Genomic DNA, 25,289 nt, shown 5'->3' with positions numbered 1-25,289 from the left:
GCAATGATAAAAAGGATCATCTTAATTGTGGTAATCATTGGCATCCACCAGATAGTGAATGCGCAAATGATGGTGAATGCCCGCATGGGGCAGAAAAAATTTGACAAGCCGCTGAATGTTGCGGTCTTTGTTTATAATGGTGTTGGGCTGGGTGATATGAACGGCCCGATTGATGTGTTTACTAAAGCTGGTAATATGACCGGCGGCCAGTACCATGTTTATACTGTAGCCTTAAAGCCGGGAACTGTAACTACCCAGGCTGGCGGGTTAAAGTTCATGCCGGATTACACGCCTGATCAGATGCCGCAGCCTGACATTTTGGTTATTCCAGGCGGCTCGGTAGGCTTAGCGGACTCGATGCGTTATGATCAGCCGGTGTTAAATTTCATCAAGCAACACGGAGAAAAGGCCCAGGTGCTGATGTCTATTTGCACGGCGGCGTATTTCGTTGGCCAAACCGGCGCATTTGACGGACACAAGGTAACCACGCATTTTTTCCAGGCAGAAGATCTGCAAAAACAGTTTCCCAAGTCAACGGTGATTCAGGATGTTCGTTTCGTGGATGATGGAAAATTGGTGACTGCTTCTGGTGTAACTACCGGTATCGATGCCTCGCTTCACCTGGTTGCCCGCTTTAGTGGTGACCGGATGGAAAAGTTAGTGGAGGGCGCTATACAATATACCATGAAGGAACACGACGAATGGCCCGAAGCAGTGGGCGGGATGAGGTTTGACCGTGGTATGCGTGAACAACTTAAAATGTTAATGCCACATCAATAGTCTTTTAAACTAAACATCATGAAAAAATTTATAAAACTTACAACCCTTATCATACTATGCTTTAGCATAAAAGTATTCGCTCAATCGGGCAAAATACAGGGTACGGTTACGACCACCAGCGGAGAAGCTATCGTCAAAACAACGGTTAAATTACTCAATACCAATTATGGCGATATATCAGACAGCCAGGGTAAATACAGAATCAACAATTTAGCAGGTGGAAATTATACCATCAGTGTTTCAGCGGTCGGCTACGCCTCGCAATTGAAAGCCCTTGAATTAAAAAAAGGCCAAGTACTGATCCTTGATTTTAAGCTGGCGGAAAGCAGCAGTCAATTAAATGAGGTGACGGTATCTTCTGAAAAACGCCAGGAGGCTATCCAGAAAATACCGGCCGCGATCACTTCTTTAGATGCCAAACAGATCAAGGATTATCGCTTATGGGATATCACGAACCTGACAGCCATTGCACCGAATTTATTTGTGGTGGAGCACGGTAACAGCACTAGCTCCAATTTCTTTAACATACGTGGGGTGATGGGGTTTTCTAATGAGCAGGCCGTTGCTACTTATGTGGATGGTGTTTATCAATTCGATTACTTTTCTGCGCCGCCCTTGTTCAACGATGTGCAAAGCATCGAGATCTTGCGCGGGCCGCAGGGAACCTTATATGGGCGTAACGCCTATGGTGGCGTAGTCAATATTACTACCAAACAGCCCGGCAACACGCCTTCCGGCTATTCAGAAATGACTTTCGGTAATTACGGCCAGCAGCGTTACACGGTAAGCCTTTCAGAACCCATCGTAAAAGATAAACTGTTTGCCAGCGGTTCGTTAACATATAATCACCGTGGATCGATCTATTACAACGAGTTTACGAAAAGCGGTTTTGACCGCAGAGAGGATTATTCCGGCAACTTTAATTTACGTTACCTGCCGTCTAAACAATGGTCACTTGCACTGAATGTGAAAAACGAAAACGACAACGACCGCGGCAGTTTTCCCTGGGTCGGCTCCATAGATGATGTATTTTCAAAACCATACCAGGTAAACACGAACAATACGAACGTGGAACGCCGCAACAATTTCAATACCTCGCTGGCTGCCAATTACTATGGCAAGGATTTCAACTTCACTTCAGTATCATCCTATATCAACTGGCATGAATATTACGAAGGAAGAGGCGTGGATTATGATTTCAGTCCTTTGGACGCCATTAGCACTGCTCCTGATCAGCGTCAGCATATCTTTGCACAGGAAATCCGGCTTTCTTCACCGTCCGCAAGTCCAAGCAAATTAAAATGGGTAGCCGGGGCTTATGGTTTTACGCAAAATCTGCACATGATCACGCCGACATTTTATGGGCCCGATTACGTGCAATTTGACCCGACTTCCGGTGCACCATTTACCACCATCGGCAACAGCCACGGCAACAATAAAGGGTATGCATTTTTCGGACAGGCCACCTATTCGCTAACTAACCAATTGGACTTCACCGCAGGCATACGTTACGATTACGAAAATCGCGGGCTTAGCCAATATACCGATTATCAGAAAGATCCTGCCCCTGCAACCTTACTAACCCCAAATGCGGATTATAAGGCCAGCTTTCACGCCGTGACCCCTAAGTTCGTATTAAGCTACAAAATACAGGACAACATGCTGCTTTACGGTTCGTATGCGCGTGGATTCCGTGCAGGTGGCTTAAACACCAATGCGACCGATCCGGCACAAGTACCTTACCAGCCAGAACATTCGGACAATTACGAGATCGGCTGGAAAAACACGTTTTTGGATAATAAGCTAAAATTTAACCTGACCGCTTTTTATCTCGAACAGCATAACCAGCAGATCAGCACGGCGATGGACGGAATTAACGCCCTGATCCTGAACGTTGGTGAAATGCACAATAAAGGTATTGAACTGGAACTAACAGCCCTGCCCGTAAAAGGCCTGCAAATTGACTGGAACGCCAGTTATTCCCATGCGCGCTATTCCTCGCTGTTGCTGTATAGTGCAGATGCGAAAGCCGTTGTGAATTATAAAGGCGACCAGCCTATTAACACGCCGCCGGTTAGCTCGATGCTGGCTGCGCAATACACCTATGATTTTGTGGGCAGCAAACAAAAATTAGCTGCTTTCGTCCGAGGCGAATATCGTTATATAGACAAATATTACTTTGATTTTGTGAACGGTTTAAGCCAGCCGGCTTATAGTTTGTTCAACGCTAAAGCTGGTATCAGCAGCAAGAACTTTGAATTGAACTTTTGGGCGCGGAACATCACTGATAAAAAATACGTGGCTTACGGCTCGTTCGGCACTTTCCTTTTGGGAAGCCCGAAAACTTACGGAACGACTTTGATAGCAAAATTTTAAATAGAAGATCTGATGAAAAGACTATTTTTTGCAGCAACCCTCATTTTGATGGTTGCTGCTTGTAAAGACAAACCAAAAGATACAGCAACTACCACAACAAAAAGCCATGAACAACAAATGGCAGATATGCTCCCTGAACCTAAAGTGCAGATCAAGACAGTAGGTATCCTGCTATATGATAACTATGCTGTGTTAGATGCGATGGGGCCATACCATGTCTTAAGTGAACTCATGGGCGCTAAAGTGTTTTTTGTGGGTCGTCACAAAGGATTGATCACCACCGGTGGGGGCATGAAAGTACAGTGTGATACGTCTATTAACGAGGTAAAGCAATTAGATATACTGGTGATCCCAGGTGGCTTGAACGAAACCTTTACCGCAACTAAGGATACTGCTTTATTAAACTGGATTAAGGCCATTGATAAGCACTCCAAATACACCACCAGTGTTTGTACCGGTGCCTGGATACTGGCTTCGACCGGCTTGTTAAAAGGCCATGAAGCCACTACGCATTGGTTCGGTAAGCAGATATTAAAAGACCAGTTTGGGATCACCGCAGAAGATAAACGTTATGTTCAAAGCGGCAAGTATTGGACGAGTGCAGGCGTTTCCGCAGGTATTGATATGAGTTTGGGCTTAATCAACGATATCATGGGTGAAAAGTATACCCAAACGGTGATGCTCGACCTGGAGTACGATCCGCAGCCACCGGTCAAAGGCGGCAGTGAGCATAATACAGATAAAGTGATTGTAGAAAGTGTACGCACGATGTATAACAGTGCTTTAGAACCTTTGCTGCACCCACAAAGTGTATCCGCAAAAGCCAAAATCGATAATGATAAAGACCCTGTTTGTGGAATGGCCCTGACTGGCTATGCCGATACAGTTCATTACAAAGGAAAGATCATCGGCTTTTGCTCTGCACGTTGCAAAACCGGTTTTCAAAGAAATCCGACCGCTTACGAACTGCATACACGCTAAAGGAGATACTCGAAATGACGCTAATCGCAAAAGTTTATTTATAAAGCTTAACATGACAGATATCGCAACATCATCCGTAATGGCCTTATCGGCTATTACGCCAGCAGCCATATTCAGTTACCTGGGTCTGGAAAAGTATGGCAGTAAACTGTACTTTTCCTGGTCTAACAATGCGCTTGCATTTGATATGCAGTTCCACCAGGGCGCGTTGGAGCGTCATGTAAGGCGGCATATCAAAACGCAATTAAAAGAACAGGTCACCTTAACCATCGGCGGCGAGCAGATGCAAGGTTTCATCAGGCAGAACGGGCGCAATCAATTCACCTTTTATATGAATTATAATTCACCCGTCATCAGCGTCCGCAAAGTTGATGGCGGATGGCAGGTGATTGATGAGGAAGAGAAATGCCCCAGGGAATTGGCAACTCATTTTATTATGACTTTAGAAAACAGATTATTCAATTAAATCCATTCATTATGAAAAAGAACCTACTTTTTTTAGCCTGCTTGATTGCGATAACAGCAACCGCGTTCGCTAATCCTCCGAAAGGAAAAACTAAGGATGCCAAAAAAGGAAACTTAGCTGTTCATTTTAAAAATGTTGTTGACGGCAAAGACCTGAAGCTGAACGATTCCACTTCGTTTTATAAGAATGCCAACGGCGACGATTTCAAGATCACTACCTTCAAGTATTATATCAGCAACGTCAGCCTGATCGCAAAAAACGGTGACAAGGTGGCTATACCTGATTCTTATTTCCTGATCAACGCTGCGGATTCCACCACGCTCAATCAGCAGATCACCAATATACCCGAAGGAAAATATACCGGCATAACTTTCACCATCGGCGTAGATAGTGCAAGGAACTTCGCGGGTGCGCAAACCGGTGTGCTGGACCCCGCCAAAGGCATGTTCTGGAGCTGGAACAGCGGTTATATCTTTGTCAAGCTGGAAGGGGAATCACCGAAGTCAACCGCCAAGAAAAACCGTTTAATCTTTCATATCGGCGGTGCCAAAGCCCCGAATAATACGATCCGCACCTTTACGCAAAAGTTTCCGAAGACCTTAAAGATCAGTGAGGGCAAACTGCCGGAACTGGAACTGGTCGCAAACGCAAGTGCTTTGTTCCAGGGTAAAACTACTGTTGATTTTGCCAAACTAAATTTCACCATGGGCGGCCCTAATTCTGTTATTGTTGCTGACAACTATGCGGACGGACTTTTTAAGATCACCAAAGTAAAGAACTGATATGAAGGTTAAGGGAATTGTCTTTTTAGTATTGCTCGGTTTTATTACTATTTGCACGGCGTTCAATTATGGGTTTAAGGGAATTAATTATGGTATAGCAGCGGATAGCGTTCGCTTCGCCGTCCCTGCCAATTTTCCTAAGCCTGTATACGATTTCAAAGACAATCCGGTAACCAGCAATGGCTTCAAGTTGGGCAGGATTTTATTCTACGATCCGATCATATCCAAAGATAAGTCCATTTCCTGCGCTAACTGTCACCAGTCCTTCGCTGCTTTTGCCAACCTTGACCATGCGGTTAGCCACGGCGTAGATGAATGCCTGGGCACGAGAAATGCTCCGCCCTTATTTAACCTTGCCTGGCAAAAAGAGTTTATGTGGGATGGCGGTGTGCATCATATCGAAGTTTCGCCGATGAATGCCATGACCAATCCCTGCGAAATGGCGACTGACCTGAATACCATCGTGAGCAGGTTACAGGAAACCAAAGCCTATGCTCCTTTATTTAAAGCGGCCTTCGGGACAACGGAGATCAATTCACAGCGTGTTTTCCGGGCAATGGCGCAGTTCACCAGCATGCTGGTATCTGCGGGTTCCAAATACGATAAATACATCCGGCATGAAAACGGCGGAGCATTCTCCCCGGAGGAAACGGCAGGTTATGCGTTATTTAAACAGAAATGCAATACCTGCCACCAGGAACCGCTATTCACCGACCTTTCTTACCGCAGCAACGGCCTTGATATTCAATCCGAAGACATTGGAAGGGACAGCATTACGCATCTGGAAGCTGACCGTGGCAAGTTCCGTGTGCCCTCGCTGCGAAACATCGAGCTGACCAGCCCTTATATGCACGATGGCAGGTTTGAAACCCTCGAACAAGTATTAGCGCATTACAACGCAGGCGTGAAACCGGGCGCTAACCTTGATCCGGCTTTACATCAAAATAACGTTTACGGGATCAGGCTGACAGCAATCGAACAAAATCAGTTGATCACATTCCTCAAAACTTTAACCGACCGGGACTTTGTGAACGACAAACGTTTCCAGGCACCGGAATAACAATCATTTGAAAAAATTAACCATTTAAAACTACAGACATGAAAACGTTAAAAACAACAGCACTTTTTTTGGCAATGACCCTACTGTCCATCCTAACTGTTAAAGCGCAAAGCCCGCAGGCTAAACCGCTGAATACGGTGATCACCAATTACCTGGCCCTGAAAGACGCCCTCGTCAGCGGTGACGGCACAGTTGCTGAAGCTAAAGCGAAAACTTTACTGGCATCTGTCGGGGAAGTGCCTAAAATCGGTTTGAGCACTGATGAAGCGGCCTTATTGCCTAAACTGGAATTTGACAGCAGGCATATCAGCGAAGTCAACAAGATCGCGCATCAGCGTGAACACTTTGCCAGCCTTTCCAACAACCTGTATACCCTTGTAAAAAAACTGAAAGTAAACAACACAGTACTTTACCGCCAGTATTGCACCATGACCAAAGCCTACTACCTGAGCGAAACCGATAAAGGCAAAGACCCTTACATGGGAATGAGCAATTGCAGCAAGGTAACTGAAACCTTACCAGCAGCAAAAAAATAACCCGTCCATCCCCAATCCATCCAAAATATACGATCCTTTAAATGAATAAATTTTTAATGATAACAGGTGCAGTGTTACTATCCGGCAGCTTGTATGGTCAGCAAAGAAAACCTGCTAATCAAGATACGGCATCTGCTAAAAAAGATACGACCACACATAACCTGAAAGAAGTAACAGTAACCTCTAAGTATTATAAAAAATATAAAACAGACAGGGCTTCCAATTCCTTGAAGGTAAATACGCCTCTTTTAAAGCTTTCTCAAAACATCCAGGAAATTGATCAAAGTGTCATTGCCGACCAGCAAGCAATTACCATCAATGAGAGTATCACCCGTAATGTGAGTGGTGCCGTGCGCAACAATAATGCTGACCTGTATACGCCTTATATTTACATGCGCGGCGCTCAGATCACGCCTTTACGCAATGGGATGGATATTTCTATGATCTATGCCGGGCCGAGCGCGGAGGATGCCGCCATTATCGGTCGGGTGGAGTTTATTAAAGGGCCGTCCAGTTTTATCAACGGCTTGTTTGATCCCGCCGGTTCATTTAACGTACTCACCAAACAACCGATGGGCACGCACTCCAACCAGATCAATCTTACTGCCGGTAGCTTCAATCTATACCGGCTCAGCGCCGATCTGGACGGTAACTTAGACGAGTCCGGTAAATGGCAATACCGGTTGAATGCGGTTGGGCAAAAAGATAAATCATTCCAGAAATATAACTTTAATGATAAGGTAGCCGTGGACCCGGTATTGAAATACAATATCAATAAGCACTCATCCATTTCGGCAGAGTACATCTTCCAGACCCAGCGTTTCCAGCAGTACTTTGCCACGGTGTTTGCGCCTGATGGATTTGCTTCGCTTCCCCGCGATTTTACCATTAATGACCCTAACAAGAAGCCTTATCAGTCAACAGAAAATAATGGTTTCCTAAATTATTATAATGAGTTTAACAGCCATTGGCGGTTTACGGTAAAGGCTGCCTACGCCAAAGACCATTTGGAGGGCACTTATTTCTTCGTTTCGAGGTACAACGCGCAGCAGCCTAACCTCATTATGCGCAGGGCGAGTTACGAGCGGCTAAATACCGACGTGTTAGCCATCCAACCTTACATCAGTGGCGAGTTTAACACCGGAGCAATCAGTCATCATTTCCTGGGCGGCATTGATGTGAACCGTAAGCATTTTCTTTCCTATTCAGGATCTAATGACCCAACAGCTAACCAAACCCTGTATCCATTGGATGCTAAAAACCCGGTGTACGGGATCAGTTTTGATGCCAATGTCCGTTCCGGTAAGTTGTCAGACATTGCCACAGATCAACAATCCATCAGTTACCAGGCAGCCTACGCACAGGACGAGATCGGTCTATTGGATAATAAATTACGCCTGACGTTTGCGGCAAGGTTGACTTTTTCCAATACAGGGGTGCAGAAGAACCCGGTAACAACAGGTTTGGGCAGCACCGATAACACCGCGTTCACACCTAAAGTTGGCCTAAGCTATTCCCTGATGCCTGATTTTTCGGTATATGGTTTGTTTGACCAAACCTTTACACCGCAAAGCGGCGTAAGCACCACCACAGGAGAGGCTTTTAAACCTTTGCTGGGAAAAAACCTGGAAGCTGGCTTAAAGAAAGACTGGGCAGGCGGTAAATGGAATACTACGGTTTCGGTTTATCGCATCGTACGTGATAATGTTAAAGTAACAGATCCGTCTACCAATATTCAATCGCAGCTGGGCCAAACACTGTCTAAAGGGATTGAGTTCGACTTGAAAGGCGAGATCGTAAAAGGCCTCAACGCGGTGGTTAACTACGCCTACACAGACAGCTATATTTCCAAAGATGCCAACCCGCTGCGCATAGGGCTGGCAACCCCGTTCCGGGTGAAGCATATCCAAAATACCTGGCTTAACTATCAACTACCGGGTGCAGCGTTAAAAGGTTTTTCTGTTTCCAGCGGTTATCAGTTACAGGTAGGCCGAGCCGGAAGGTATGAATTGCAGAAATTGCAACTTGCACCGGTTTTCAGGGTGGATGGAGGTCTTGGGTGGACGAACGGTCGCTATTCGGTTAATGCAATCGTGAATAATATACTGAACCGCTACAATTATGGCAGTGCCTGGATCACACCCTCATCCGGCACAGTCGGCACCTATGCCTATGTTCCGTATCCTCCGCGTGAGCTGAGGCTGAATCTAGGCTTTAACTTTTAACAGATCAGCATGGCCTGGAAAAAGAAGTTAACTAAGATTGCATTTAAGCTGCATGGCTGGATGGGCCTCTTTGCGGGTTTATTCTTTTTGCTTTATGGTATCACCGGTTCCATGCTGATGTTCAGGCATCAGCTGGACCGCTACTTTAACCCGGAACTGCATCAGCTTAAGCCGACAGCACATCCAATCCCTGCTGACCAGCTTTACAGGACGGTATTGCGTACACATCCCAACTTAAGAAAACTGGTATTACATGATTTTCCTGTAGATCAACAGGATTGCTACGAATTCATGTTGTATAAGCGGCAGCAAAAGCTGACCGACAATTATCTGTACTATGTATTTGTAAACCCTTATACGGGACAGATCATCAGGGAAGGTAGTTATGGTGATGTAGCGCCTTCCTTCTTCAGGTGGTTATATACGCTGCATTACAGTTTGCAGTTAGGCATACCCGGTATGCTATTGACTGCGATAATGGGCATCGTCATGTTGCTCTCCCTTTTAACAGGGGTCATTGTTTATCGTAAACATTTCTGGCAGGCCCTGCGATTTAAAGCCGGGTTGAATTTCAAGAACAGGCGTACGGCTGTTTCATCATTGCACCGTATTTTGGGGGTATGGTCTTTAGGTTTTACCGCTGTCTTGTTTTTTACCGGGTTCTGGATGCTGAAGGAGTATTTCACACCGGAGCAATGGGAGTTACCCAAATATCAGGCTGCCTATGCCGTGCCGGCCAATGTCGATTCGATGATCATGAGCGCCAAAAAGATCGTGCCCGGATTTAAACCGATTGCGGTGAATATTCCAACTACTAAAGGTGCGGATGTATTAGTAAGGGGATTAATGCCGACAACCTGCTTCTTCCTGCTGCAGGGCAAGGCAAGTGGATTGTCGTTCGATGCGCAGACTGGTAAGTTTAAAAAGCTTTCCGACATCGATAAGCAGAGTTTTGATCAGCGGTTTGAAACAGAAGTTTACAATCTGCATATCGGCTCTTATGGCGGCGACGTTATCCGTTGGTGCTATGTGGTTTTAGGTTTATTGCCCGGAATTTTATCGGTCTCAGGCGCTATCTTATGGTTCAGACGGAAATATTGAGCATTTTCGTGACGGCTTAAAATATGAAGAAATTTTTACTTTTTATCTGCTTACAGTTTATCATTAGCGGTCTGTCGGCACAGCAGCGCAACCTATCCGGCAAAATTATCGATAGTGCAACCCAAGTGCCGATCAATGGTGTTACGGTTATAATAAAACCTAACAATAGGACGGACATCACGGACGAAACGGGACGATTTTTTTTCAAAAATATAGCGGGAAATACAAAAGTACTGACGGTATCCGCAGTGGGCTATCAAAAGAAAACCTATCAGCTCGACGATTTTAAAAATGGACAAACCATTAGCCTTGCGCAACGGCAAACGCAATTATCAGATGTGGTGATCACCGCAGATAACCGAAACCCCTACAAAGCCATCAGCGAAACGGACATCAAACTGCGCGGCGTTTCCAATTCTCAGGAAGTACTCCGCATTGTACCCGGATTGTTTATCGGGCAGCACCAGGGCGGCGGTAAAGCCGAACAAATCTTTTTGCGGGGCTTTGATAATGACCACGGAACGGATATCAATATGAGCGTAGACGGGATGCCGATCAACATGGTTTCACAGGCGCATGGCCAGGGTTATGCGGACAGCCACTTTATCATTCCGGAAACCATCGAGAGCACCACTTATCAAAAAGGCATGTACAATGCAGAGAAAGGTGATCTGGCAGTAACCGGCTTTGTGAATTTTAATACGGCCAATGCGATCAGTTCCAATATGGTCAAGGTTGAAGCAGGGCAATTCAATACCTATCGCCTGATGGGTATGGTTAACCTCTTAGGTGAGAAGGCCAAAGCCAATAACCAGTCCTGGTATGCGGCTACTGAATATCGTTACAGCGATAGCTATTTTGACAATCCGCAGCACTTTAAACGATTCAATTTTTTCACCAAATATCATGGCAAACTGAATAATAATAACTGGTTGACGCTTTCGACATCAACCTTATACAGTACCTGGAAAGCATCTGGACAAATTCCTGAAAGTGCTGTGAATGACGGAACCGTAGGATTTTACGGTGCCATTGATCCGAACGAAGGCGGCATTACATCCCGTACTAACTTCAATGCACAATTGCTGACCACATTACCCAATCATGATATTATCAAAAATCAGCTTTATTATTCCCGTTATAAATTTGACCTGCATACAAATTTTACTTTTTTCCTGGTAGATGCTATCAATGGTGATGAGATCAGGCAGCAGGAAGCCCGTAACCTTTATGGCTACAATGGCAGTTACCAGCATGAAGGGTATATCGGCAATACAAAGGTCAATACCGAAGCGGGTATCAGTGCCCGTTTGGATATGACGACAAATTCAGAATTGTCGAATACGGTCAATAATTTCACAGTGATCAAGCCTTTCAAGTTAGGCGATATTACGGAATTGGGGGCAGGTGCTTTTATTAACGAAACATTCCGATTCAGTCCAAAATTCAGCTTGAATGCTGGTTTAAGATTTGACCAGTTCTATTATAAATACAATAACAAATTAGCCAGCGACAGCACGTTAAATGGTGCCGGTGTCTACTCAGCCAATAATAATATAATTAGCCCGAAATTGAACTTTTATTACCAGGCAACGGATAAAACGCAGTTCTATTTATTCCTGGGAAAAGGTTTCCATTCCAACGATACCCGCGTAGTGGTTGCTGAAAAAGGTTTGCAAACCCTGCCCGCTGCTTACGGCGCTGACCTGGGAACAGTTTTTAAACCTGCGAAAAACTTATTATTCAATGCCGCTTTATGGTACAGTTATTTGCAAAAAGAATATGTGTATGCCGGTGACGGCGGTACGGTTGATTTCAGCGGGCGTACACAGCGTATTGGTTTTGACTTCTCCGGACGTTACCAGCCCGTTACCTCCCTTTACTTTGATGCAGATGTAAACTACGCGCATGGCCGGTCTTTAGATGACCCTAAAGGCGAAAACTATATCCCTTTGGCACCGGTATGGAGCAGTACAGGCGGAATTACCTATATTTTAAAAGATGGATTTAACGGTAGTCTCCGTTACCGCTGGCTGGGCGACCGTGCGGCAAACGAAGATTACACTTTAAAAGCAGAAGGGTACTTGATCAATGACCTGATATTGAACTACACCAAGCGTAAATATGAAGTCGGCTTAACAGTCAACAACCTGTTCAATGTCAAATGGAAAGAAACGCAGTTTGAAACGGTTACCCGTTTGAAAGGACAGTCTGCGGTAGATGGGATCGCTTTTACACCGGGGACGAAGTTTGCAGCCCTGCTTCATTTGAGTTGCTTTTTTTAGTGCAGCATGATGATCATCTGTGTTTTTAAATAGATGTCTAAATCTCGCAAGTTATTTACCGGTGCTGAACTACAGTCTGCATAGATCCCGCAGAATCAAAATACGGTCTTCAGGACCTTATCTGTACCATTGATCAGGTCGGCGACTTCTGTGGGTTCAGGCTCACGTTTTTTATTCTGGACGCAAAGTTGATAGAGTTCGGCCAGCAATCCGATGTGCCGATAATCCGGAAAATCGATGATTTCGTTTTTTTTGAGTGTTTCATTCAGATCGGTGATCGTCTTCCGGCTGATCTTCAATTGCCTTCGCTCGCAAACCTGTTCCAGGTGTTTTTCCAGTACGATACCCGCCAGGGCACCCGCCGCCCGCAATTGTTTATTTTTGACCAGAAAGGCAGCTTTGTCCAATTCTGCATCGAGCAGGCTTGCCTGCACCTCGCGCCGGATGTCAAGCAGCGAACTATCAAGTATGTTCATGATGGCAGCGAGGATATGGAACTGCTGCTCAAACGCCGGTATGGCGGCCTCAGGGCCTGCAACTACCTTTTTATCAAAACCTGAGGTTACCACCGTGTCGCTCAGATAATCTTCGATAACATAATTGTCTTTGGTGATGTCCTTCCTATTTTTAGGCTTTTCATATAAGCGTAAGAAGTCATTGTATCGCAAGGGCAGCAATATCTTTACCACCGCCATGGCTTCGCTATACCAGGGCTGGTATGCAGCCTTAAAAACAGGAAGCCCTTTTTTAAATTCCTGGTAATCCTTTTTTAACACCGTGGTAAAATGTTGCTCCATTTGTGCGGGGAACTGCTCATCCCGCATCGCATTGAGTAAGTTCACGCCCTGGGTATGGAGGCGTTTCACATCCGCTTTGATCTGCCCGAAATTGTCTTTCATGTCAGCTGCAAAATTAAGTGTTGCGGGTATTTAAAAAAATAAAAGTCCCCAACACTCGCTGCCGGAGACTTTAAACCTAAACCTTATCACAATTGACGGAAAGAGTCCGTCATTAGATAAAGGCAATTTACGCTTTATGGTTTCATTTTAGGGCCTTTTCGCTGCTTTTTTTCCGGCGCATCCTCCGATACCTGCGCTTGCTTTTGATCTTTCTTATTTTCATTTCTGAGTTCCGGCTTTTTGTAATGTTCCAGTTGCTGGGCTTCGCCTTTGTAATTCGTGAGGTTGACCCGGTGTTCGGCGGGATTGGCTTCTAAATACAATTTAACTTCTTTACCGTCCTTCATTGCCGTAACCTGGTGCCGGTTGCCTTTCTCTAATGATTTGATCAGTTTTTCTTTGGCCCCCTCATCATTGATTCCGACAATATCCAGTTTATCGATAGCACGTTCCGGCTTATAGTTCCAGCCGTCGGTAAATGGCCTGAGTTTATAATTACCGTTATCCGTTTTGTTTTCCTTGTCAATAATGATCCAGGCATTATATTTTTCTCCTTCGAGGTTTTCAAGTTGTTTGTGGACCGCCCGGCCTTCCATTAAATTATAGGCTTCTTTTGCGGTAATGGCGCCCCCTTTATTGATATAAAAGGTTTGCTGCATGTCCTTATCCCGTAAGGAGGCATCGTATTTATTGAAAAAATACATGTCGTTCTGGTCGCCTGCTTTATAGTGCAGCGTATAATCCACGTTTTGCTTGTTGTACTCTTGTTCAGCATTTAAGATAAACTCCTTTTTGCCTGACTTGATGTTTTTTTCCAGTTGTTCGTTTAGTTTCTCGCCAAACCCCAGGTTCAGCAGTTGCTTTTGCAGGTAGCTTAAATTCTCTGTGTTCATAATACTTAATTTTAATTAACGGTTGATTTTTAACAGGACGGGGTATTCGTCCTTTAATTTGACTTTGATCTTTTTTACCTTTTTACTGAACAGGCTTTTGGCGGCATTCACACCACCTGCCGCCGCCTGTGCGCCGATGCTTTGGTCCATGGTCAGGAACTGCATACTTTGGATCGCATTATCGGCACCATTTCCCGCCGCGCCCCCTAATTCGGCTTCCGGCGCGGGTATGCCCGGCATGCCGTCCAGGCTGAATACGGTTAAATTGACCGGGATGATCTGCTTATCCAGGCGTATGTTCTGAATGGTCAGCAGCAGCCGCTGGTTGGTGACTTGGCACATGCCAAAGATTTCCTGTCCTTTGGATAATAATTGATTTTTAAGGGTGACACTATCGGTTAGTTTCAATTTAACAGCTCCGCCATCCATTTTTTATAAACTTTGATGGCACCCACCAGGCCGACAATCGCGCCTATGGCGTACATCAGGTTGGTACCCGTGGCGAAGTAGCTTTTGACCTGGTTGGTGGCTTCATTGATGCCGGCATTCCCATCCTGGGCCATCGTTACCGTTGCGATCAAGAGCAGGGAGATGATTGCTGTTATCTTTTTCATGATGCAAATGTTAAGGGCCATTCACTGGCCTGGATTTGAAAAGGAAGTTTATTGGTTGCGAAAGCCTTTAGGGGAGTAATGACGGCAGGCAGGCTGATCTCGTCTGCAAAGACTTCGTATTTATCCAGTAATAGTTTAAAGAGCGAAAGGAATTCCGTTTTGTTATCATTGTCTCCGTACGCCTCAACAAGTACCATGGCTTCGGCCAGCAGGTCATCGCCTGGTCCTTTGGGCAGTGTTTGGTCGCTGATATCGTCGGGCTCAGCAGCCGCGAAATGCAACTCTTCGGGCGGGTAAAGGCCGGTATCGGTTTCGGGTTTTGCCGCACCCATGACAACAGTCAGTTGATTGGCTACCGGAGGTACCGCGCCTTGAGCAGCCGGCTTGATCTTTAACCAGGCGGTCAGTTCTGTGCGGTAGTAGCGCAAGCCGACATACATATACCAGGCTGCGCTGAAGATGAGTATGGCAGTGAGGTATTGCTGCCAGGATATCGCGTTTAACATAGTCCTTTGTTTTAAACCCGACAGCACCATGCTGCCCGGCAAAACAAAAGTGGGCACGCTGCTAATTTTTATTTCACAACGCTGACACAGGTGGGGGCGCTTTTCCTGAATAGAAGATTATTATAGCTTCTTATGCACTTAAAAAAAAATTTAGTCTTAGATACTTTCCCGATTTTCTATCCGGAATGCATAGTATATAAATGTTGCTAATAATATTGGCACGTCGACAGATCGGATTAAGCAATTTTATTTGTTGGTAGTAAAATATATTTCGATAATATTTTATATTTATCGAGATACTTAATTTACTATATTACAGATAGTTAATATGAGAATTTATCTATTTTAATTTGTTTTATTAAATATCAATAGCTATTTTTAATCGCCTTAACATTATAGTTAATCACCTTAAACACTTATCCAAATGTATGCCTTCACCATCTCTTGTAGCGTAGCTGCATTTCTGATCTTTTTAATTCTTTTTTTCAAAATGAGAGAATTAAGCGCACTGTTAAAAGATGATAGTGCACTTTCGCCGGATCAAAAACCATATAGCTTAGCCCGGACAATCTTATGTTTTTGGACGCTGATCATTTTTCTCTCCATCTGTTACATCGGGATTGTTAGCGACAATCTTCCTAAAATCGATGCCGGGGTGCTGATTTTGATGGGGATTGTCGTTGGCACTACAACCGCAGGCCGTGTAATTGATACAACACAAAGTAAAGACCCCAATATAACCAGAACTCAGGATACTGACCCTTCCGTAGGCTTTTTGACTGATATCCTTTCAGATGCAAATGGTATCAGTATTTCACGATTCCAAACACTTGTGTTTAATATCATCTATGGTTGTGCTTTTATATCCATCGTAGTGACACAAAATACGCTCTATAATTTTCCTCCTGAAACCCTTACGCTGCTCGGGATCAGTTCGGGCGCTTATGCATTATTGAAAATTCCTGAAAATAAGTAACCGATCAGGCGAATAGCCCGGCTTCAAACTTTACTGTTTTATTTAATTAATGGCGTAATGAATAAAATAATAACAATGCTCCTGTGTATCTATTCTACTTATTGCTACAGCCAGGGGGCAGCAACCGATACAGTAACAATCAATCAAGGCAATTTTAAAGTTACCTGGAGTCATAGTGCAAAATATCCCGTAAAGGTCGTATGGAAGTTGACTAAAGAAATGCTTAGTTGTTCCCAGCCTTTAAAACGCTGCAACTGTTTCCAAGCCGATCCTCAATTAGCCCAGGAAAGTAATTTGACTGCCGATTATGCGCATTCCGGTTATGATCAAGGGCATAATTTTAATGCCGCTGACGATGCCTGCGCGTCATCTCAAGTCAATGTCAAATGTTGGTATTTCACCAACATGACGCCACAATTACCCCATCTGAACAGGATTACCTGGAAGAATTTAGAAGATCAATGCCGTAATTGGGTTAAAGGTGGGGATGAACTTGTAATAGAATGCGGCAGTTATGGCTGTGTTAAAAAGATCGGTCCCGATAACGTTTGGGTGCCTGCATATTGCTGGAAAATTATCCGTCATAAAAACGGCGTGGTCGATTCATTTTTAATGCCGAATACTGACGATGTTAATGCGCACGACTATTTTTATTATCATACAGACATCACCGTTATCCGCCAAAAAACGGGGATACCCACACTTTAAACCTAAACCATTAAGCACAACATATGAAACTCCAAAAAATCCATTTTGTCCTGATATGCCTAAGCGTTGTTCTCGGAAGCTGCGCTGACTTAAAGCACATTAATACTTTTTCGGCAACAGCTGTTAAAACTATCAATAGTTATAATGATGTCGGGTATACATTTACGAGCAGCTATAACGACTACACATTAAAAAAGAATGCTTATAATTTTGAAGGCGATGTGGCAAACAACGTATTATCGCTTCCAACTGTACCGGTAATCGCTGATGAGCCTAAAACGGCGATGGATGCCGATAAAGCGATCACGCTGTACATTACAAGCATAACTTCTTATTTCGATGGGTTATCAAAGCTGTCTGATAAAGACTTAGTGAATTATAACTTCGATGAGGTTACTAAAGATCTTAAAAACCAGACCGCGTTAAAAACCAAGCTTCATATTGACAATGACGACAAAATCGATGCTGCATCAAGTATTGCCAAGGTTTTTACGAATGAAATCATGGGCGCTTACCGGGAAGGTAAACTGAAAGAAGTGATGATTAAATATGATGGTCAGGTTTCTTTATGCATCCAAACGTTGATAGATATCCTCAATAAAACAGTTTTACCCCATATTGATGCTGATAAGGTGTTAGTAGACGGCAAGTACCAGGTTGTTTTGGCTAATAAGCAAATAGATATGGGCAAGAAAATAGACATCATTAAAGATTACCAGGCGGAGCAGGCAACCCTTAATAAAAACAAGGAACAAATATCACAAATTATTACAGCGCTTGAAAAGATCAAGGATGAGCATAATAAAACAGTCGTAGCATTAAAAACGGAAAAATTGAGTTCAAAAGCTGTTATAGATATTGTCAACACCCATAGTGCGGAAATTTATCAACTATATACCAACATCAAAACGTTAACCAAATAATTAAATCCTCATGGCAACAACTTACGACCTTACCACACTCGCAGATAGCCTGAAGGCCTCCGCAATAACTATAAATCAACGTATCCACGACGATATTGCAAATATGGATTTTCACGAAATTCAGGAACTCACAAACAAATCCCAGGATTTGATTATCAAAAGTAAAACCCTGTATGAGATGGCAGCTATTAATATCGCGAATGATGGTAAAGCTGCACTCGATACGCTCGCGAAAGCCCAAGACGATATCCTTCATGCGATAAAAACGATAAAAACTGTGCAAACAGTGATAGATATTACAGCGAAACTGGTAGTTCTTGCAGGAGCAGTGATTACAGGAAACGTTGCCACTATTGTTTCTACCGCTGGCGATATTACATCCTCGCTATAAATAATTGGTTAAACTATAATTCAAGCTGATTTCCAGGTTATCATACGACAAAACACAACGCTGATGGTGGTAAAAGAAGATCCAAATAATACAAAAGGTGCCGATCCGGCCCAAAATCTTGAACGTCTTAAACTATGGATAGAAGTAATAAAGTGGTTTATTACAAGTGTTGTACTGGTCATCATTTCCACTATTATCGAAACCGGGTTTAAAGATCGTACCGCAGGAATTCAGGAAATACAACAATATGACAAATATGTAACCGACCTGATTGTCCTTAACAAGGAAATAGGTCCGCGACGTTTATTGGCTCAGTATTTTGCGAATGTTACAGCATCAGATAAATTAAAGCAAGGCTGGAAGGATTATTATAAATTGGTTGATAAAGAGTATAATGAATACGTCCTTAAGGACTCGCTGGCAAAGATAGCTTTATCTAAAATACAAAAAAATGATAGCTTAAAGATAGCCAAGAGCCATGGTTCACAGGATGGCAAAAAGTTGGTGTTGCCCATTAACAAAGACGCGATAAAGTTACAACAGACTATTGCCGATATTAATCATCAATTGAATGCAAATATAAAGCTTCCGGGCAATTCAGCCGTAACCTTAGTATCGGCATCACTGATGTTAAGGACAACATCCGATGATAAAGATCGGGATACCCGTTTATCAGTAAAATTGACATACCCGAATCATAATATTTTAGCAGCTTTCAATATCAACGGCCAAATGTTTGAAGATAACTCTTATAAGACATTTGATTTCCCTTTGTCCGGAGGCATTAACAAAAATGAAATTGCTAACGGTTTTATTGATTTCGAGATCACACCAAACGGGAATGATACCTGGCGGTTTGTACCTACCTTGACCTTAAAGTTTTCAGACGGTTCAACCGCTTCCTATAATAATTATCCCGAAAAACAATTAGATCAAAATTCCAGAACCCTTACGTTAGCATTTTAATCTGCACCTTAAAATACTTAAGTTGAAAAGAACAGCGAAGAATAGAAACAATCATTCTGACCTAACTGAATTTTTTTGATGTTTTTCATGATACGAAGATTGAAATCAAACATTCTAAAGGTTGCTTGTACTGCCCATGTATTTTGCCCTTAAGGCTCAACCAATATAAAATCCTATTGTGCATGGTTAAAGCAATTTCACCGTTTAGTTGCCATGGTGAATTTTGCTGCATTCTTAACAGCAATTCTAGTTTTTATAAAAATATGCCTCATCAGGAACTCGAAAGACTACAGGCCGTGCATCTGTTTAAAACAGGAATTCAGTTTACGGCACTTAGTCAAAAAGATGCAACTATGTTTCATCAGTTAACTAACTGGGAAGTTAGTGAAAGGGTCAGTTAGCGGGCTGCCATCACGAATGCAGATAGGTAGCCGCAGTAAAAAGTGCCGTAATTGCGGCGAGCAGTACTAAAGCCAGCTTATCGTTGATGAAATTCTCGAAGCTGTTCCTGAGCCGGTTCAGAAAGATGAACATGTCTTTCTTCCGTCGGCTGATATCCAGAAGCTTATGATAAGTCTCATGTAGTTCAGTCTGGAATACAAATTCAAAAATGGCGACCAGTTCGCTGATATCGATATTGCCGTGGTTAACCGCCCCGGACGATTTAAGCGAATACAGCAATTCTACCGCGTCCGTCTGGCTTGCCGTCCAGTTCGGATGTTTAAACGGGAAAACTTTCTGCCCGTTTAGCGACAGCAGGCCCTCATTGCCAACCTTCGCCATTTCAAGGATCAGGTAATCCCGGAACTTTTCATGTGCTATGATCTTGGATAATTTATAGTCATGAGAAGTGCTGTATTGTTCGTCTTCTTCAAAATCCTCCAGTTCCATCAGTACATCGAAGCTGCCGCGGGTATAATAAATGGCATCCATGTGCGTGCTGCGGGAACGGTAGTACTGGTAAAATGCCTTGTTGTTATCAAAGAAGCGCTGGAGATCCGATAAGTGGAAGTTAATATAGGCACGGATGGCCTCTTCCCCGCAGGGAGGCAGCTGCATCAAAAAGTTATAAATATTGATGAAATAGATGTATTTACTGTAAAACAGCGGTTTTAATTCTTTAAAGAAATAGATCTCCTCCGCCGAGTCCGCAAAAGCATAGCTGGAGATGTAGCGCTTGAGTTTGGTCATGGCTTTTTTGCAGATCAGGATGGAAACCCGGTATTGCTCGGTCAGGGTCGATTCATTCAGGATAGCCTCTGATAGTTGGCTTTCCATGGCGGCATAATACCTTTCAGCTGTTGTTTTCATGATTTTCCGGTTAAATGTAGTTGATGGTCAATGGCGGCAAAGGCATTCAGTACTTTGTCCAGGTGTTCGCGTGTATGGGTGGACATCACGTTCATCCGGATACGCGCGTTCTTTTTGGAAACGGCCGGATACATGATGGGGTTGGTATATATGCCTGAACGCAGCAGTAACCTGCCTGCTTCCAGTGTTTTAGGGATGTCGCCGATCTTGACGGGGATGACCGCTGAACAGGTTGTGCCCACATCGAATCCCAGGCTGACCAGCCCGCTTTTCAGGTAATCAATGTTTCGCGATAACTGTTCACGCCAGGCAGGTTCTTCGTCGATCAGCTCAATAGCTTTGACAATGCCCATGATCGCAGGCGTGGCTGTCGTGGAAAACAAATGCTGCTTCGACTGGAATTTAAGGTAATTCACCAGCTCGCGCCCGGCGATCACATAGCCGCCGATGTTGCCGAGTGCCTTGCTGAATGTTCCGGTGATGATATCCACCTGTTCAAACAGATCATAGAGCTCGATCACACCCCTGCCGGTATCACCGACAACGCCGATGCCGTGGGCATCATCCACTACCAGGTAAGCACCGTAATGATGGGTCAGCGCTGCGATCCGGTCCAGATAAGCGATGTCTCCGTCCTGGCTGTATACCCCGTCAACAACCACGAATTTCGTACGGTACGCATTTTGGGCCTTGGAAAGGATCTGTTCCAGGTGATCCAGGTTGTTGTGCAGGAACTGTTTGGTATTGGTGGTGATGCAGCCTTCATAAACGCTGGCATGGACCGCCATGTCTACAATGGCGAGATCTTCCTGGTGCATCAGGCATTGCAAGGTCGCGCTGTTGGCGGTATAGCCAGTGGTATATAAGATGGCATCCGTTTTTTTATAGAATTTGGCAATCTTTTGTTCCAGCAGTTCGTGGTAACTGAAATGGCCGCCGATTGCCGGTGAAGCCCCCGAACCTGTGCCGAAGCGGCTGATCCCCTCGATCACTGCTTCTTTAATCTTAGGGTGCTGGCTGAATCCGAGATAGTCGTTGGAAACCAGGCACACGGCTTTGCTTGGTGTGCTGTTTCCCGGCAGCAGGAGTTCCATCTCCGGGCCGACCGGGCTGACCGATTCGATCCTGTAATTCAGGTGTCCGTTCTGTCTTAAAAAATCCAGGTATTGCTGGAATTTCCCGGCGGTTTGAAAGGCATCCAGCCCTGGTATGTTTTCAAAATCCTTAAAGCTTGCTTTGGTAAAATCTATTTTCATATCGGTAAATGTTTAACTATTATGAAAATAGGTGTCCGAATCAGCACAATCGGTTACATGGAAATATTTATTTACAATAATTTAACAATAAGTAAATATTGGCCGTCATGTAACCGCTTTGCCGGAATCAGGCAATTAGTTTTGGACGGGCCGGGGCATTCCGGTCAGGATCGCTTTCCGTTAGGACGAGCCTTATATGGAATTGATTAATACACCTATGTCCGTTGAGCAATTATTACATGATTTAGCCGGATGGACCGATCTGTCCGGCGTTTTTAAGGAAGCCTTGTTATCCGGCCTGCATCTTGAGCGTTACAGACAGCACCAGGTCATTGTCGGCGAAGGCCAGATCGAAAACCGGCTTTGGTACCTTGGCAGCGGATTCGCGCGCTGTTATTTCTACGATAGTGATAGCAATGAGCAGACGATCAGGTTCTGGGCTCCGGGTGAGATCATCTTTTCCTACCAGGGTTACCTGAAAGCTCCTGCAGATGTCTATATCGAAATACTGGAAAACGCAGAGTTGCTCTCCCTGACCTATAAGAAACTGGATATCCTGTCAACCAGCTACCCGGAAACGAAAGTGCTCATACGGGCCTATATGTTAAAGCAACTACGAAAGGATTTCCGGCGCACGGTACTTAATGCCATGAATTCCGAAGAGCGCTATCGCGCGTTACGAAAGGAAAACCCGCTGGTATTCAAATATGCGCCATTAAGAATGATCGCCTCCTACCTCGAAATGAGCAGGGAAAGCCTGAGCCGCCTCATTTCCAGGGATCATCTTTAAGCGTTTGATCACGTCTTGTAGGAAGAAACAACAACATCAGGCGTGATTTTTTAGGTGGCAACACGTGACGGATGGGCTTTAACCGGCAGGCGGAGGGATCTAAATTTGATTGACGATCCCATACCTATGAAAACAACTGCCTTAACCGATGCCATTATGTTTCTGCTGATCCTGCTCTTTGCCTACACCGCTTTCAGCAAACTGATGGATTTTACGGAGTTCAGCGGACAGATGTACCGGCAACAGCTCCCTGCCTGGGCAGCCAGGATACTCATCTATTCTTTACCCGGCATAGAATTACTCACAGTTGCTTTGCTTTGTCATCCCGGGTACCGCAAGGCGGGTTTATTTTTATCCGCTATCCTGATGACGGTGTTTACGGTTTATATCGGTTTGGCATTGGCCGGGGCTTTCCCGCAAAAGCCTTGTTCCTGCGGCGGCGTGTTCAGGCACATGGGATGGAAAAACCATTTTTTATTCAATCTCTTTTTTTTGCTGTTGACGTTTACCGGATTATATCTCACGTACAGGGAAAGGAGGATACGGCAAAAAAGCTAAGCTTTGATTGCGGATCCCATGACCGGGTGCCATGGATCACGCACAGGATCAGCCGAAAACCTGGCAGAGAGTAGGCTATAATTGTCCGAATTTTATTTAAAGTTTTCCGTGCTTTTTGATATAAAGGTGCTACATCATGAAAAAACAGTTTTTAGGCCTAGCGGCCATTGTTATCGCTGTAAGTGCGAGTGCATTTACCACTACCCACAAATACAGCACTTATTTTTACCGTTATACTTCGAGTTCCCACGCGCAGACTGATATTCAGAATATCAGCAATTATGTGCGCCAGGACCTGACCTGCGGTGACGGGGCTAATGTCTGCGGGGTCTACCTTGCGACCAACAAACCAACCGGACAACAACCGGTGACCAGTGAATTCAATTCAGAACAATCCGCGCTGTGGGCTTCACAGCAAAATGGCAGCCCGAGCGATGCCAATATTGACATGAAAGAATAATTCCTTCGCTCAATGTACGAAAAGCAGCGGGTTCAGCCTATTGAACCCGCTGTTTTATTTTCAGGGGTTTTGTACGACTCCGCTGATATTAACCGCGTTCCTGTCCAGCTGAAAGGTATAGCGTAAACCGCCCGGTTGCAGTGTATACCTCGTCCCACCGATATTGCGGTAAAGGGTTTGCGCGGTGCCTGCTTCCTTATTCAACCGCCGCAGGTCCGTCCAGCGCAGCGTCCGGTACAACAATTCCTTTCGCCTTTCCTGCAAGATCAAAGTCAGCAGTTGTCCGGGATCGCTCGTCGTGACCGGCACGTAGGTTCCCGTTTTATAGCGGGTGGTTAACAGCGCATTCAGATCATTCAGGGCAGCCTGGGTATTGCCGTTCCTCGCAGCCGCTTCTGCCCGGATCAGCAGAACTTCGTCTGTAGCGCAGCCGGTAAAAAGTGAAGCATTGCTCAGCCCGGTATAATTTCCTTTAAAAGCTTTACTGCCATTGGTATTGGACTTAAAAAAGACCGTCTTTCGCAGGTCATTGGTCGCATAGGACCCGAAGAGCGTCGTATCAATGCGGGCCCTGGCAGAGGACAAGGCCGCGGGCGGCGATGTCCGTGCATCATAGATCACCTCATCATTAAACTGTTTGAAAGGTATCGTGGAACTGGCACTGACCGTATTGTAATTGATCAGCGTATGATACAGCTGCAAGCAGGAATCCGCGTAAAGCCCGGCCTGCTCATATTTGCGCATGGACAGGTAAACACGGGCCAGCACCGCGTAAGCCGCGGGTTTGGTCGGCCGGTATTTCAGCACGGGTGTGGCGGGTAGCAAAGGAACGGCTGCTTTCAGGTCGCTAATGACCGAGGTATAGGTAGCGGCAACTGTGGAGCGAACCGGCAGGTCCGCGATGTCGGATTTTAAGCGCAAGGGTATGCCCAGGTCGGTACCGGCTGTCTGCTCATCATAGGGCACCGCGAATAACTGGGCCAGCGCGTAATGATAAGCGCCTCTTAAGAACAGGGCGCTTCCCCGTATTTCGTTTACTTTTGCCGGATCACTGCCCGGCAGGCTGTTCAGGGTTTCCAACATGATGTTCGCATAGAAAATGCTGTTGTATGGTGCGGTATAGTCCCCGCCGATGTCGTCGAATTTTTGCCACAGGTAAAAGTTTCGCTGGCGCTCGACCAGGCTGGTATAATCCGCGTCCGTCAGGTAAAAATTATCGGCACTCACCTCCGAAGCCGAAGGATAATGCGTGTTCAGTGCCGAATAGTTATCCAGCATGCCTTCGAGGTCTTCAATGGTGGATGGCGTTGTTATTTTCTGGTCGGGCTTCGCTTCCAGGTATTTCTTACAGGCTGTGGTACCCATAGCCACCAAAAGCAGTACCGGGATTAAGCGGTAATTCGTTTTCGTTGTTTTATATAGCAGCGTTAAGATTTTCATATCAAG

The 25,289-nt window shown here is 44.8% G+C and carries 26 protein-coding genes and 1 pseudogene; 19 read left to right on the top strand and 8 right to left on the bottom strand.

Annotation, left to right across the window (positions count from 1 at the left end):
• Window positions 1-3 precede the first annotated feature (3 nt).
• Genes BDD43_RS21265 through BDD43_RS21220 form a run of 10 tightly spaced genes read left to right on the top strand, consistent with a single transcriptional unit; the run spans window position 4 to window position 12,592 of the window.
• Window positions 4-780, top strand: a complete 777-nt coding sequence (locus BDD43_RS21265; RefSeq protein ID WP_121199579.1) for a DJ-1/PfpI family protein — start codon at window positions 4-6, stop codon at window positions 778-780.
• A gap of 18 nt (window positions 781-798) precedes the next feature.
• The gene (locus BDD43_RS21260) at window positions 799-3,156 is read left to right on the top strand and encodes a TonB-dependent receptor (protein WP_121199577.1); all 2,358 of its coding nucleotides are present in this window, start codon (window positions 799-801) and stop codon (window positions 3,154-3,156) included.
• A 12-nt stretch (window positions 3,157-3,168) separates the two neighbouring features.
• Entirely contained in the window at window positions 3,169-4,137 is a 969-nt protein-coding gene (locus BDD43_RS21255) for a DJ-1/PfpI family protein (protein WP_121199575.1), read from the top strand.
• A 52-nt stretch (window positions 4,138-4,189) separates the two neighbouring features.
• A complete protein-coding gene (locus BDD43_RS21250; RefSeq protein ID WP_121199573.1) occupies window positions 4,190-4,603 on the top strand; it encodes a hypothetical protein in 414 nt (137 codons plus the stop codon).
• An 11-nt stretch (window positions 4,604-4,614) separates the two neighbouring features.
• Window positions 4,615-5,385 (top strand): MbnP family protein, encoded by a 771-nt coding sequence (locus tag BDD43_RS21245; RefSeq protein WP_121199571.1) that lies wholly within the window; start codon window positions 4,615-4,617, stop codon window positions 5,383-5,385.
• A gap of 1 nt (window position 5,386) precedes the next feature.
• Window positions 5,387-6,445, top strand: coding sequence for a cytochrome-c peroxidase (locus tag BDD43_RS21240; protein ID WP_121199569.1), 1,059 nt, complete (start codon window positions 5,387-5,389; stop codon window positions 6,443-6,445).
• 38 nt (window positions 6,446-6,483) lie between these two features.
• Window positions 6,484-6,981, top strand: coding sequence for a DUF3347 domain-containing protein (locus BDD43_RS21235; protein WP_121199568.1), 498 nt, complete (start codon window positions 6,484-6,486; stop codon window positions 6,979-6,981).
• Window positions 6,982-7,022: 41 nt separating this feature from the next.
• Entirely contained in the window at window positions 7,023-9,206 is a 2,184-nt protein-coding gene (locus tag BDD43_RS21230) for a TonB-dependent siderophore receptor (protein WP_121199566.1), read from the top strand.
• A 9-nt stretch (window positions 9,207-9,215) separates the two neighbouring features.
• Complete coding sequence (locus BDD43_RS21225; protein WP_121199564.1) at window positions 9,216-10,307, top strand: PepSY-associated TM helix domain-containing protein; 1,092 nt, start codon at window positions 9,216-9,218, stop codon at window positions 10,305-10,307.
• Window positions 10,308-10,330: 23 nt separating this feature from the next.
• Entirely contained in the window at window positions 10,331-12,592 is a 2,262-nt protein-coding gene (locus BDD43_RS21220; RefSeq protein ID WP_121199563.1) for a TonB-dependent receptor, read from the top strand.
• A 95-nt stretch (window positions 12,593-12,687) separates the two neighbouring features.
• Here the strand turns inward: BDD43_RS21220 and BDD43_RS21215 are convergent, their stop codons facing one another.
• From BDD43_RS21215 to BDD43_RS21195, 5 genes and pseudogenes are all read right to left on the bottom strand, one after another.
• Window positions 12,688-13,491 (bottom strand): hypothetical protein, encoded by an 804-nt coding sequence (locus tag BDD43_RS21215; protein WP_211339710.1) that lies wholly within the window; start codon window positions 13,489-13,491, stop codon window positions 12,688-12,690.
• Window positions 13,492-13,625: 134 nt separating this feature from the next.
• A complete protein-coding gene (locus BDD43_RS21210; RefSeq protein ID WP_121199561.1) occupies window positions 13,626-14,384 on the bottom strand; it encodes a hypothetical protein in 759 nt (252 codons plus the stop codon).
• A 15-nt stretch (window positions 14,385-14,399) separates the two neighbouring features.
• Window positions 14,400-14,813: a conjugative transposon protein TraM gene (traM, locus tag BDD43_RS21205; RefSeq protein ID WP_121199559.1), complete on the bottom strand. Its 414-nt coding sequence runs from the start codon at window positions 14,811-14,813 to the stop codon at window positions 14,400-14,402.
• Window positions 14,804-14,998: pseudogene (locus tag BDD43_RS21200) on the bottom strand (DUF4134 family protein); the annotation flags it as partial. The gene traM and the pseudogene BDD43_RS21200, both read right to left, overlap by 10 nt.
• Window positions 14,995-15,504, bottom strand: coding sequence for a hypothetical protein (locus BDD43_RS21195; RefSeq protein ID WP_147425701.1), 510 nt, complete (start codon window positions 15,502-15,504; stop codon window positions 14,995-14,997). The pseudogene BDD43_RS21200 and the gene BDD43_RS21195, both read right to left, overlap by 4 nt.
• Window positions 15,505-15,928: 424 nt before the next feature.
• On the opposite strand from BDD43_RS21195, the gene BDD43_RS21190 reads away from it, so the two are divergent.
• The 6 genes from BDD43_RS21190 to BDD43_RS29770 all read left to right on the top strand — a co-directional run bounded on the left by BDD43_RS21190 (window position 15,929) and on the right by BDD43_RS29770 (window position 19,869).
• The gene (locus BDD43_RS21190; RefSeq protein ID WP_121199553.1) at window positions 15,929-16,480 is read left to right on the top strand and encodes a hypothetical protein; all 552 of its coding nucleotides are present in this window, start codon (window positions 15,929-15,931) and stop codon (window positions 16,478-16,480) included.
• Window positions 16,481-16,537: 57 nt separating this feature from the next.
• Complete coding sequence (locus BDD43_RS21185; protein ID WP_121199551.1) at window positions 16,538-17,188, top strand: DNA/RNA non-specific endonuclease; 651 nt, start codon at window positions 16,538-16,540, stop codon at window positions 17,186-17,188.
• 23 nt (window positions 17,189-17,211) lie between these two features.
• A complete protein-coding gene (locus tag BDD43_RS21180; RefSeq protein WP_121199550.1) occupies window positions 17,212-18,111 on the top strand; it encodes a hypothetical protein in 900 nt (299 codons plus the stop codon).
• A gap of 10 nt (window positions 18,112-18,121) precedes the next feature.
• Complete coding sequence (locus BDD43_RS21175; RefSeq protein WP_121199549.1) at window positions 18,122-18,502, top strand: hypothetical protein; 381 nt, start codon at window positions 18,122-18,124, stop codon at window positions 18,500-18,502.
• Window positions 18,503-18,565: 63 nt separating this feature from the next.
• Window positions 18,566-19,468: a hypothetical protein gene (locus BDD43_RS21170; RefSeq protein WP_121199548.1), complete on the top strand. Its 903-nt coding sequence runs from the start codon at window positions 18,566-18,568 to the stop codon at window positions 19,466-19,468.
• A gap of 182 nt (window positions 19,469-19,650) precedes the next feature.
• A complete protein-coding gene (locus BDD43_RS29770) occupies window positions 19,651-19,869 on the top strand; it encodes a hypothetical protein (protein ID WP_147425700.1) in 219 nt (72 codons plus the stop codon).
• 10 nt (window positions 19,870-19,879) lie between these two features.
• Here BDD43_RS29770 and BDD43_RS21165 read toward each other — a convergent pair whose 3' ends face one another.
• Together BDD43_RS21165 and BDD43_RS21160 are read right to left on the bottom strand one after the other, a co-directional pair.
• Entirely contained in the window at window positions 19,880-20,779 is a 900-nt protein-coding gene (locus BDD43_RS21165; protein WP_121199547.1) for an RteC domain-containing protein, read from the bottom strand.
• Window positions 20,776-22,035 carry an aminotransferase class I/II-fold pyridoxal phosphate-dependent enzyme gene (locus BDD43_RS21160; RefSeq protein WP_121199546.1) on the bottom strand — a complete coding sequence of 420 codons (1,260 nt, stop codon included), beginning with the start codon at window positions 22,033-22,035 and terminating at the stop codon, window positions 20,776-20,778. Before BDD43_RS21160 ends, BDD43_RS21165 begins: the two co-directional genes overlap by 4 nt.
• 196 nt (window positions 22,036-22,231) lie before the next feature.
• Here BDD43_RS21160 and BDD43_RS21155 point away from each other — a divergent pair, with 196 nt between their 5' ends.
• The 3 genes from BDD43_RS21155 (at window position 22,232) to BDD43_RS21145 (ending at window position 23,843) form a co-directional block, all read left to right on the top strand.
• The gene (locus BDD43_RS21155) at window positions 22,232-22,825 is read left to right on the top strand and encodes a Crp/Fnr family transcriptional regulator (protein WP_121199545.1); all 594 of its coding nucleotides are present in this window, start codon (window positions 22,232-22,234) and stop codon (window positions 22,823-22,825) included.
• A 126-nt stretch (window positions 22,826-22,951) separates the two neighbouring features.
• Entirely contained in the window at window positions 22,952-23,383 is a 432-nt protein-coding gene (locus tag BDD43_RS21150; RefSeq protein ID WP_121199544.1) for a MauE/DoxX family redox-associated membrane protein, read from the top strand.
• Window positions 23,384-23,519: 136 nt separating this feature from the next.
• Entirely contained in the window at window positions 23,520-23,843 is a 324-nt protein-coding gene (locus tag BDD43_RS21145; protein ID WP_121199543.1) for a DUF6520 family protein, read from the top strand.
• Window positions 23,844-23,903: 60 nt separating this feature from the next.
• Here BDD43_RS21145 and BDD43_RS21140 read toward each other — a convergent pair whose 3' ends face one another.
• A complete protein-coding gene (locus tag BDD43_RS21140; protein WP_121199542.1) occupies window positions 23,904-25,283 on the bottom strand; it encodes a RagB/SusD family nutrient uptake outer membrane protein in 1,380 nt (459 codons plus the stop codon).
• Window positions 25,284-25,289: the final 6 nt, after the last annotated feature.

The sequence above is a fragment of the Mucilaginibacter gracilis genome, assembly GCF_003633615.1.
GTDB classification, from domain to species: domain Bacteria; phylum Bacteroidota; class Bacteroidia; order Sphingobacteriales; family Sphingobacteriaceae; genus Mucilaginibacter; species Mucilaginibacter gracilis.
Note: the sequence above shows the minus strand (reverse complement) of the source record. Positions and strands in the feature narration are given on the sequence as shown.

Excerpts from the sequence above, each read along its gene's own strand:
- BDD43_RS21265 (WP_121199579.1), top strand. The coding sequence starts at position 4 with ATGATAAAAAGGATCATCTTAATTGTGGTAATCATTGGCATCCACCAG.
- BDD43_RS21260 (WP_121199577.1), top strand. The coding sequence starts at position 799 with ATGAAAAAATTTATAAAACTTACAACCCTTATCATACTATGCTTTAGC.
- BDD43_RS21255 (WP_121199575.1), top strand. The coding sequence starts at position 3,169 with ATGAAAAGACTATTTTTTGCAGCAACCCTCATTTTGATGGTTGCTGCT.
- BDD43_RS21250 (WP_121199573.1), top strand. The coding sequence starts at position 4,190 with ATGACAGATATCGCAACATCATCCGTAATGGCCTTATCGGCTATTACG.
- BDD43_RS21245 (WP_121199571.1), top strand. The coding sequence starts at position 4,615 with ATGAAAAAGAACCTACTTTTTTTAGCCTGCTTGATTGCGATAACAGCA.
- BDD43_RS21240 (WP_121199569.1), top strand. The coding sequence starts at position 5,387 with ATGAAGGTTAAGGGAATTGTCTTTTTAGTATTGCTCGGTTTTATTACT.
- BDD43_RS21235 (WP_121199568.1), top strand. The coding sequence starts at position 6,484 with ATGAAAACGTTAAAAACAACAGCACTTTTTTTGGCAATGACCCTACTG.
- BDD43_RS21230 (WP_121199566.1), top strand. The coding sequence starts at position 7,023 with ATGAATAAATTTTTAATGATAACAGGTGCAGTGTTACTATCCGGCAGC.
- BDD43_RS21225 (WP_121199564.1), top strand. The coding sequence starts at position 9,216 with ATGGCCTGGAAAAAGAAGTTAACTAAGATTGCATTTAAGCTGCATGGC.
- BDD43_RS21220 (WP_121199563.1), top strand. The coding sequence starts at position 10,331 with ATGAAGAAATTTTTACTTTTTATCTGCTTACAGTTTATCATTAGCGGT.
- BDD43_RS21215 (WP_211339710.1), bottom strand. The coding sequence starts at position 13,491 with ATGAAAGACAATTTCGGGCAGATCAAAGCGGATGTGAAACGCCTCCAT.
- BDD43_RS21210 (WP_121199561.1), bottom strand. The coding sequence starts at position 14,384 with ATGAACACAGAGAATTTAAGCTACCTGCAAAAGCAACTGCTGAACCTG.
- traM (WP_121199559.1), bottom strand. The coding sequence starts at position 14,813 with ATGGATGGCGGAGCTGTTAAATTGAAACTAACCGATAGTGTCACCCTT.
- BDD43_RS21195 (WP_147425701.1), bottom strand. The coding sequence starts at position 15,504 with ATGTTAAACGCGATATCCTGGCAGCAATACCTCACTGCCATACTCATC.
- BDD43_RS21190 (WP_121199553.1), top strand. The coding sequence starts at position 15,929 with ATGTATGCCTTCACCATCTCTTGTAGCGTAGCTGCATTTCTGATCTTT.
- BDD43_RS21185 (WP_121199551.1), top strand. The coding sequence starts at position 16,538 with ATGAATAAAATAATAACAATGCTCCTGTGTATCTATTCTACTTATTGC.
- BDD43_RS21180 (WP_121199550.1), top strand. The coding sequence starts at position 17,212 with ATGAAACTCCAAAAAATCCATTTTGTCCTGATATGCCTAAGCGTTGTT.
- BDD43_RS21175 (WP_121199549.1), top strand. The coding sequence starts at position 18,122 with ATGGCAACAACTTACGACCTTACCACACTCGCAGATAGCCTGAAGGCC.
- BDD43_RS21170 (WP_121199548.1), top strand. The coding sequence starts at position 18,566 with ATGGTGGTAAAAGAAGATCCAAATAATACAAAAGGTGCCGATCCGGCC.
- BDD43_RS29770 (WP_147425700.1), top strand. The coding sequence starts at position 19,651 with ATGGTTAAAGCAATTTCACCGTTTAGTTGCCATGGTGAATTTTGCTGC.
- BDD43_RS21165 (WP_121199547.1), bottom strand. The coding sequence starts at position 20,779 with ATGAAAACAACAGCTGAAAGGTATTATGCCGCCATGGAAAGCCAACTA.
- BDD43_RS21160 (WP_121199546.1), bottom strand. The coding sequence starts at position 22,035 with ATGAAAATAGATTTTACCAAAGCAAGCTTTAAGGATTTTGAAAACATA.
- BDD43_RS21155 (WP_121199545.1), top strand. The coding sequence starts at position 22,232 with ATGGAATTGATTAATACACCTATGTCCGTTGAGCAATTATTACATGAT.
- BDD43_RS21150 (WP_121199544.1), top strand. The coding sequence starts at position 22,952 with ATGAAAACAACTGCCTTAACCGATGCCATTATGTTTCTGCTGATCCTG.
- BDD43_RS21145 (WP_121199543.1), top strand. The coding sequence starts at position 23,520 with ATGAAAAAACAGTTTTTAGGCCTAGCGGCCATTGTTATCGCTGTAAGT.
- BDD43_RS21140 (WP_121199542.1), bottom strand. The coding sequence starts at position 25,283 with ATGAAAATCTTAACGCTGCTATATAAAACAACGAAAACGAATTACCGC.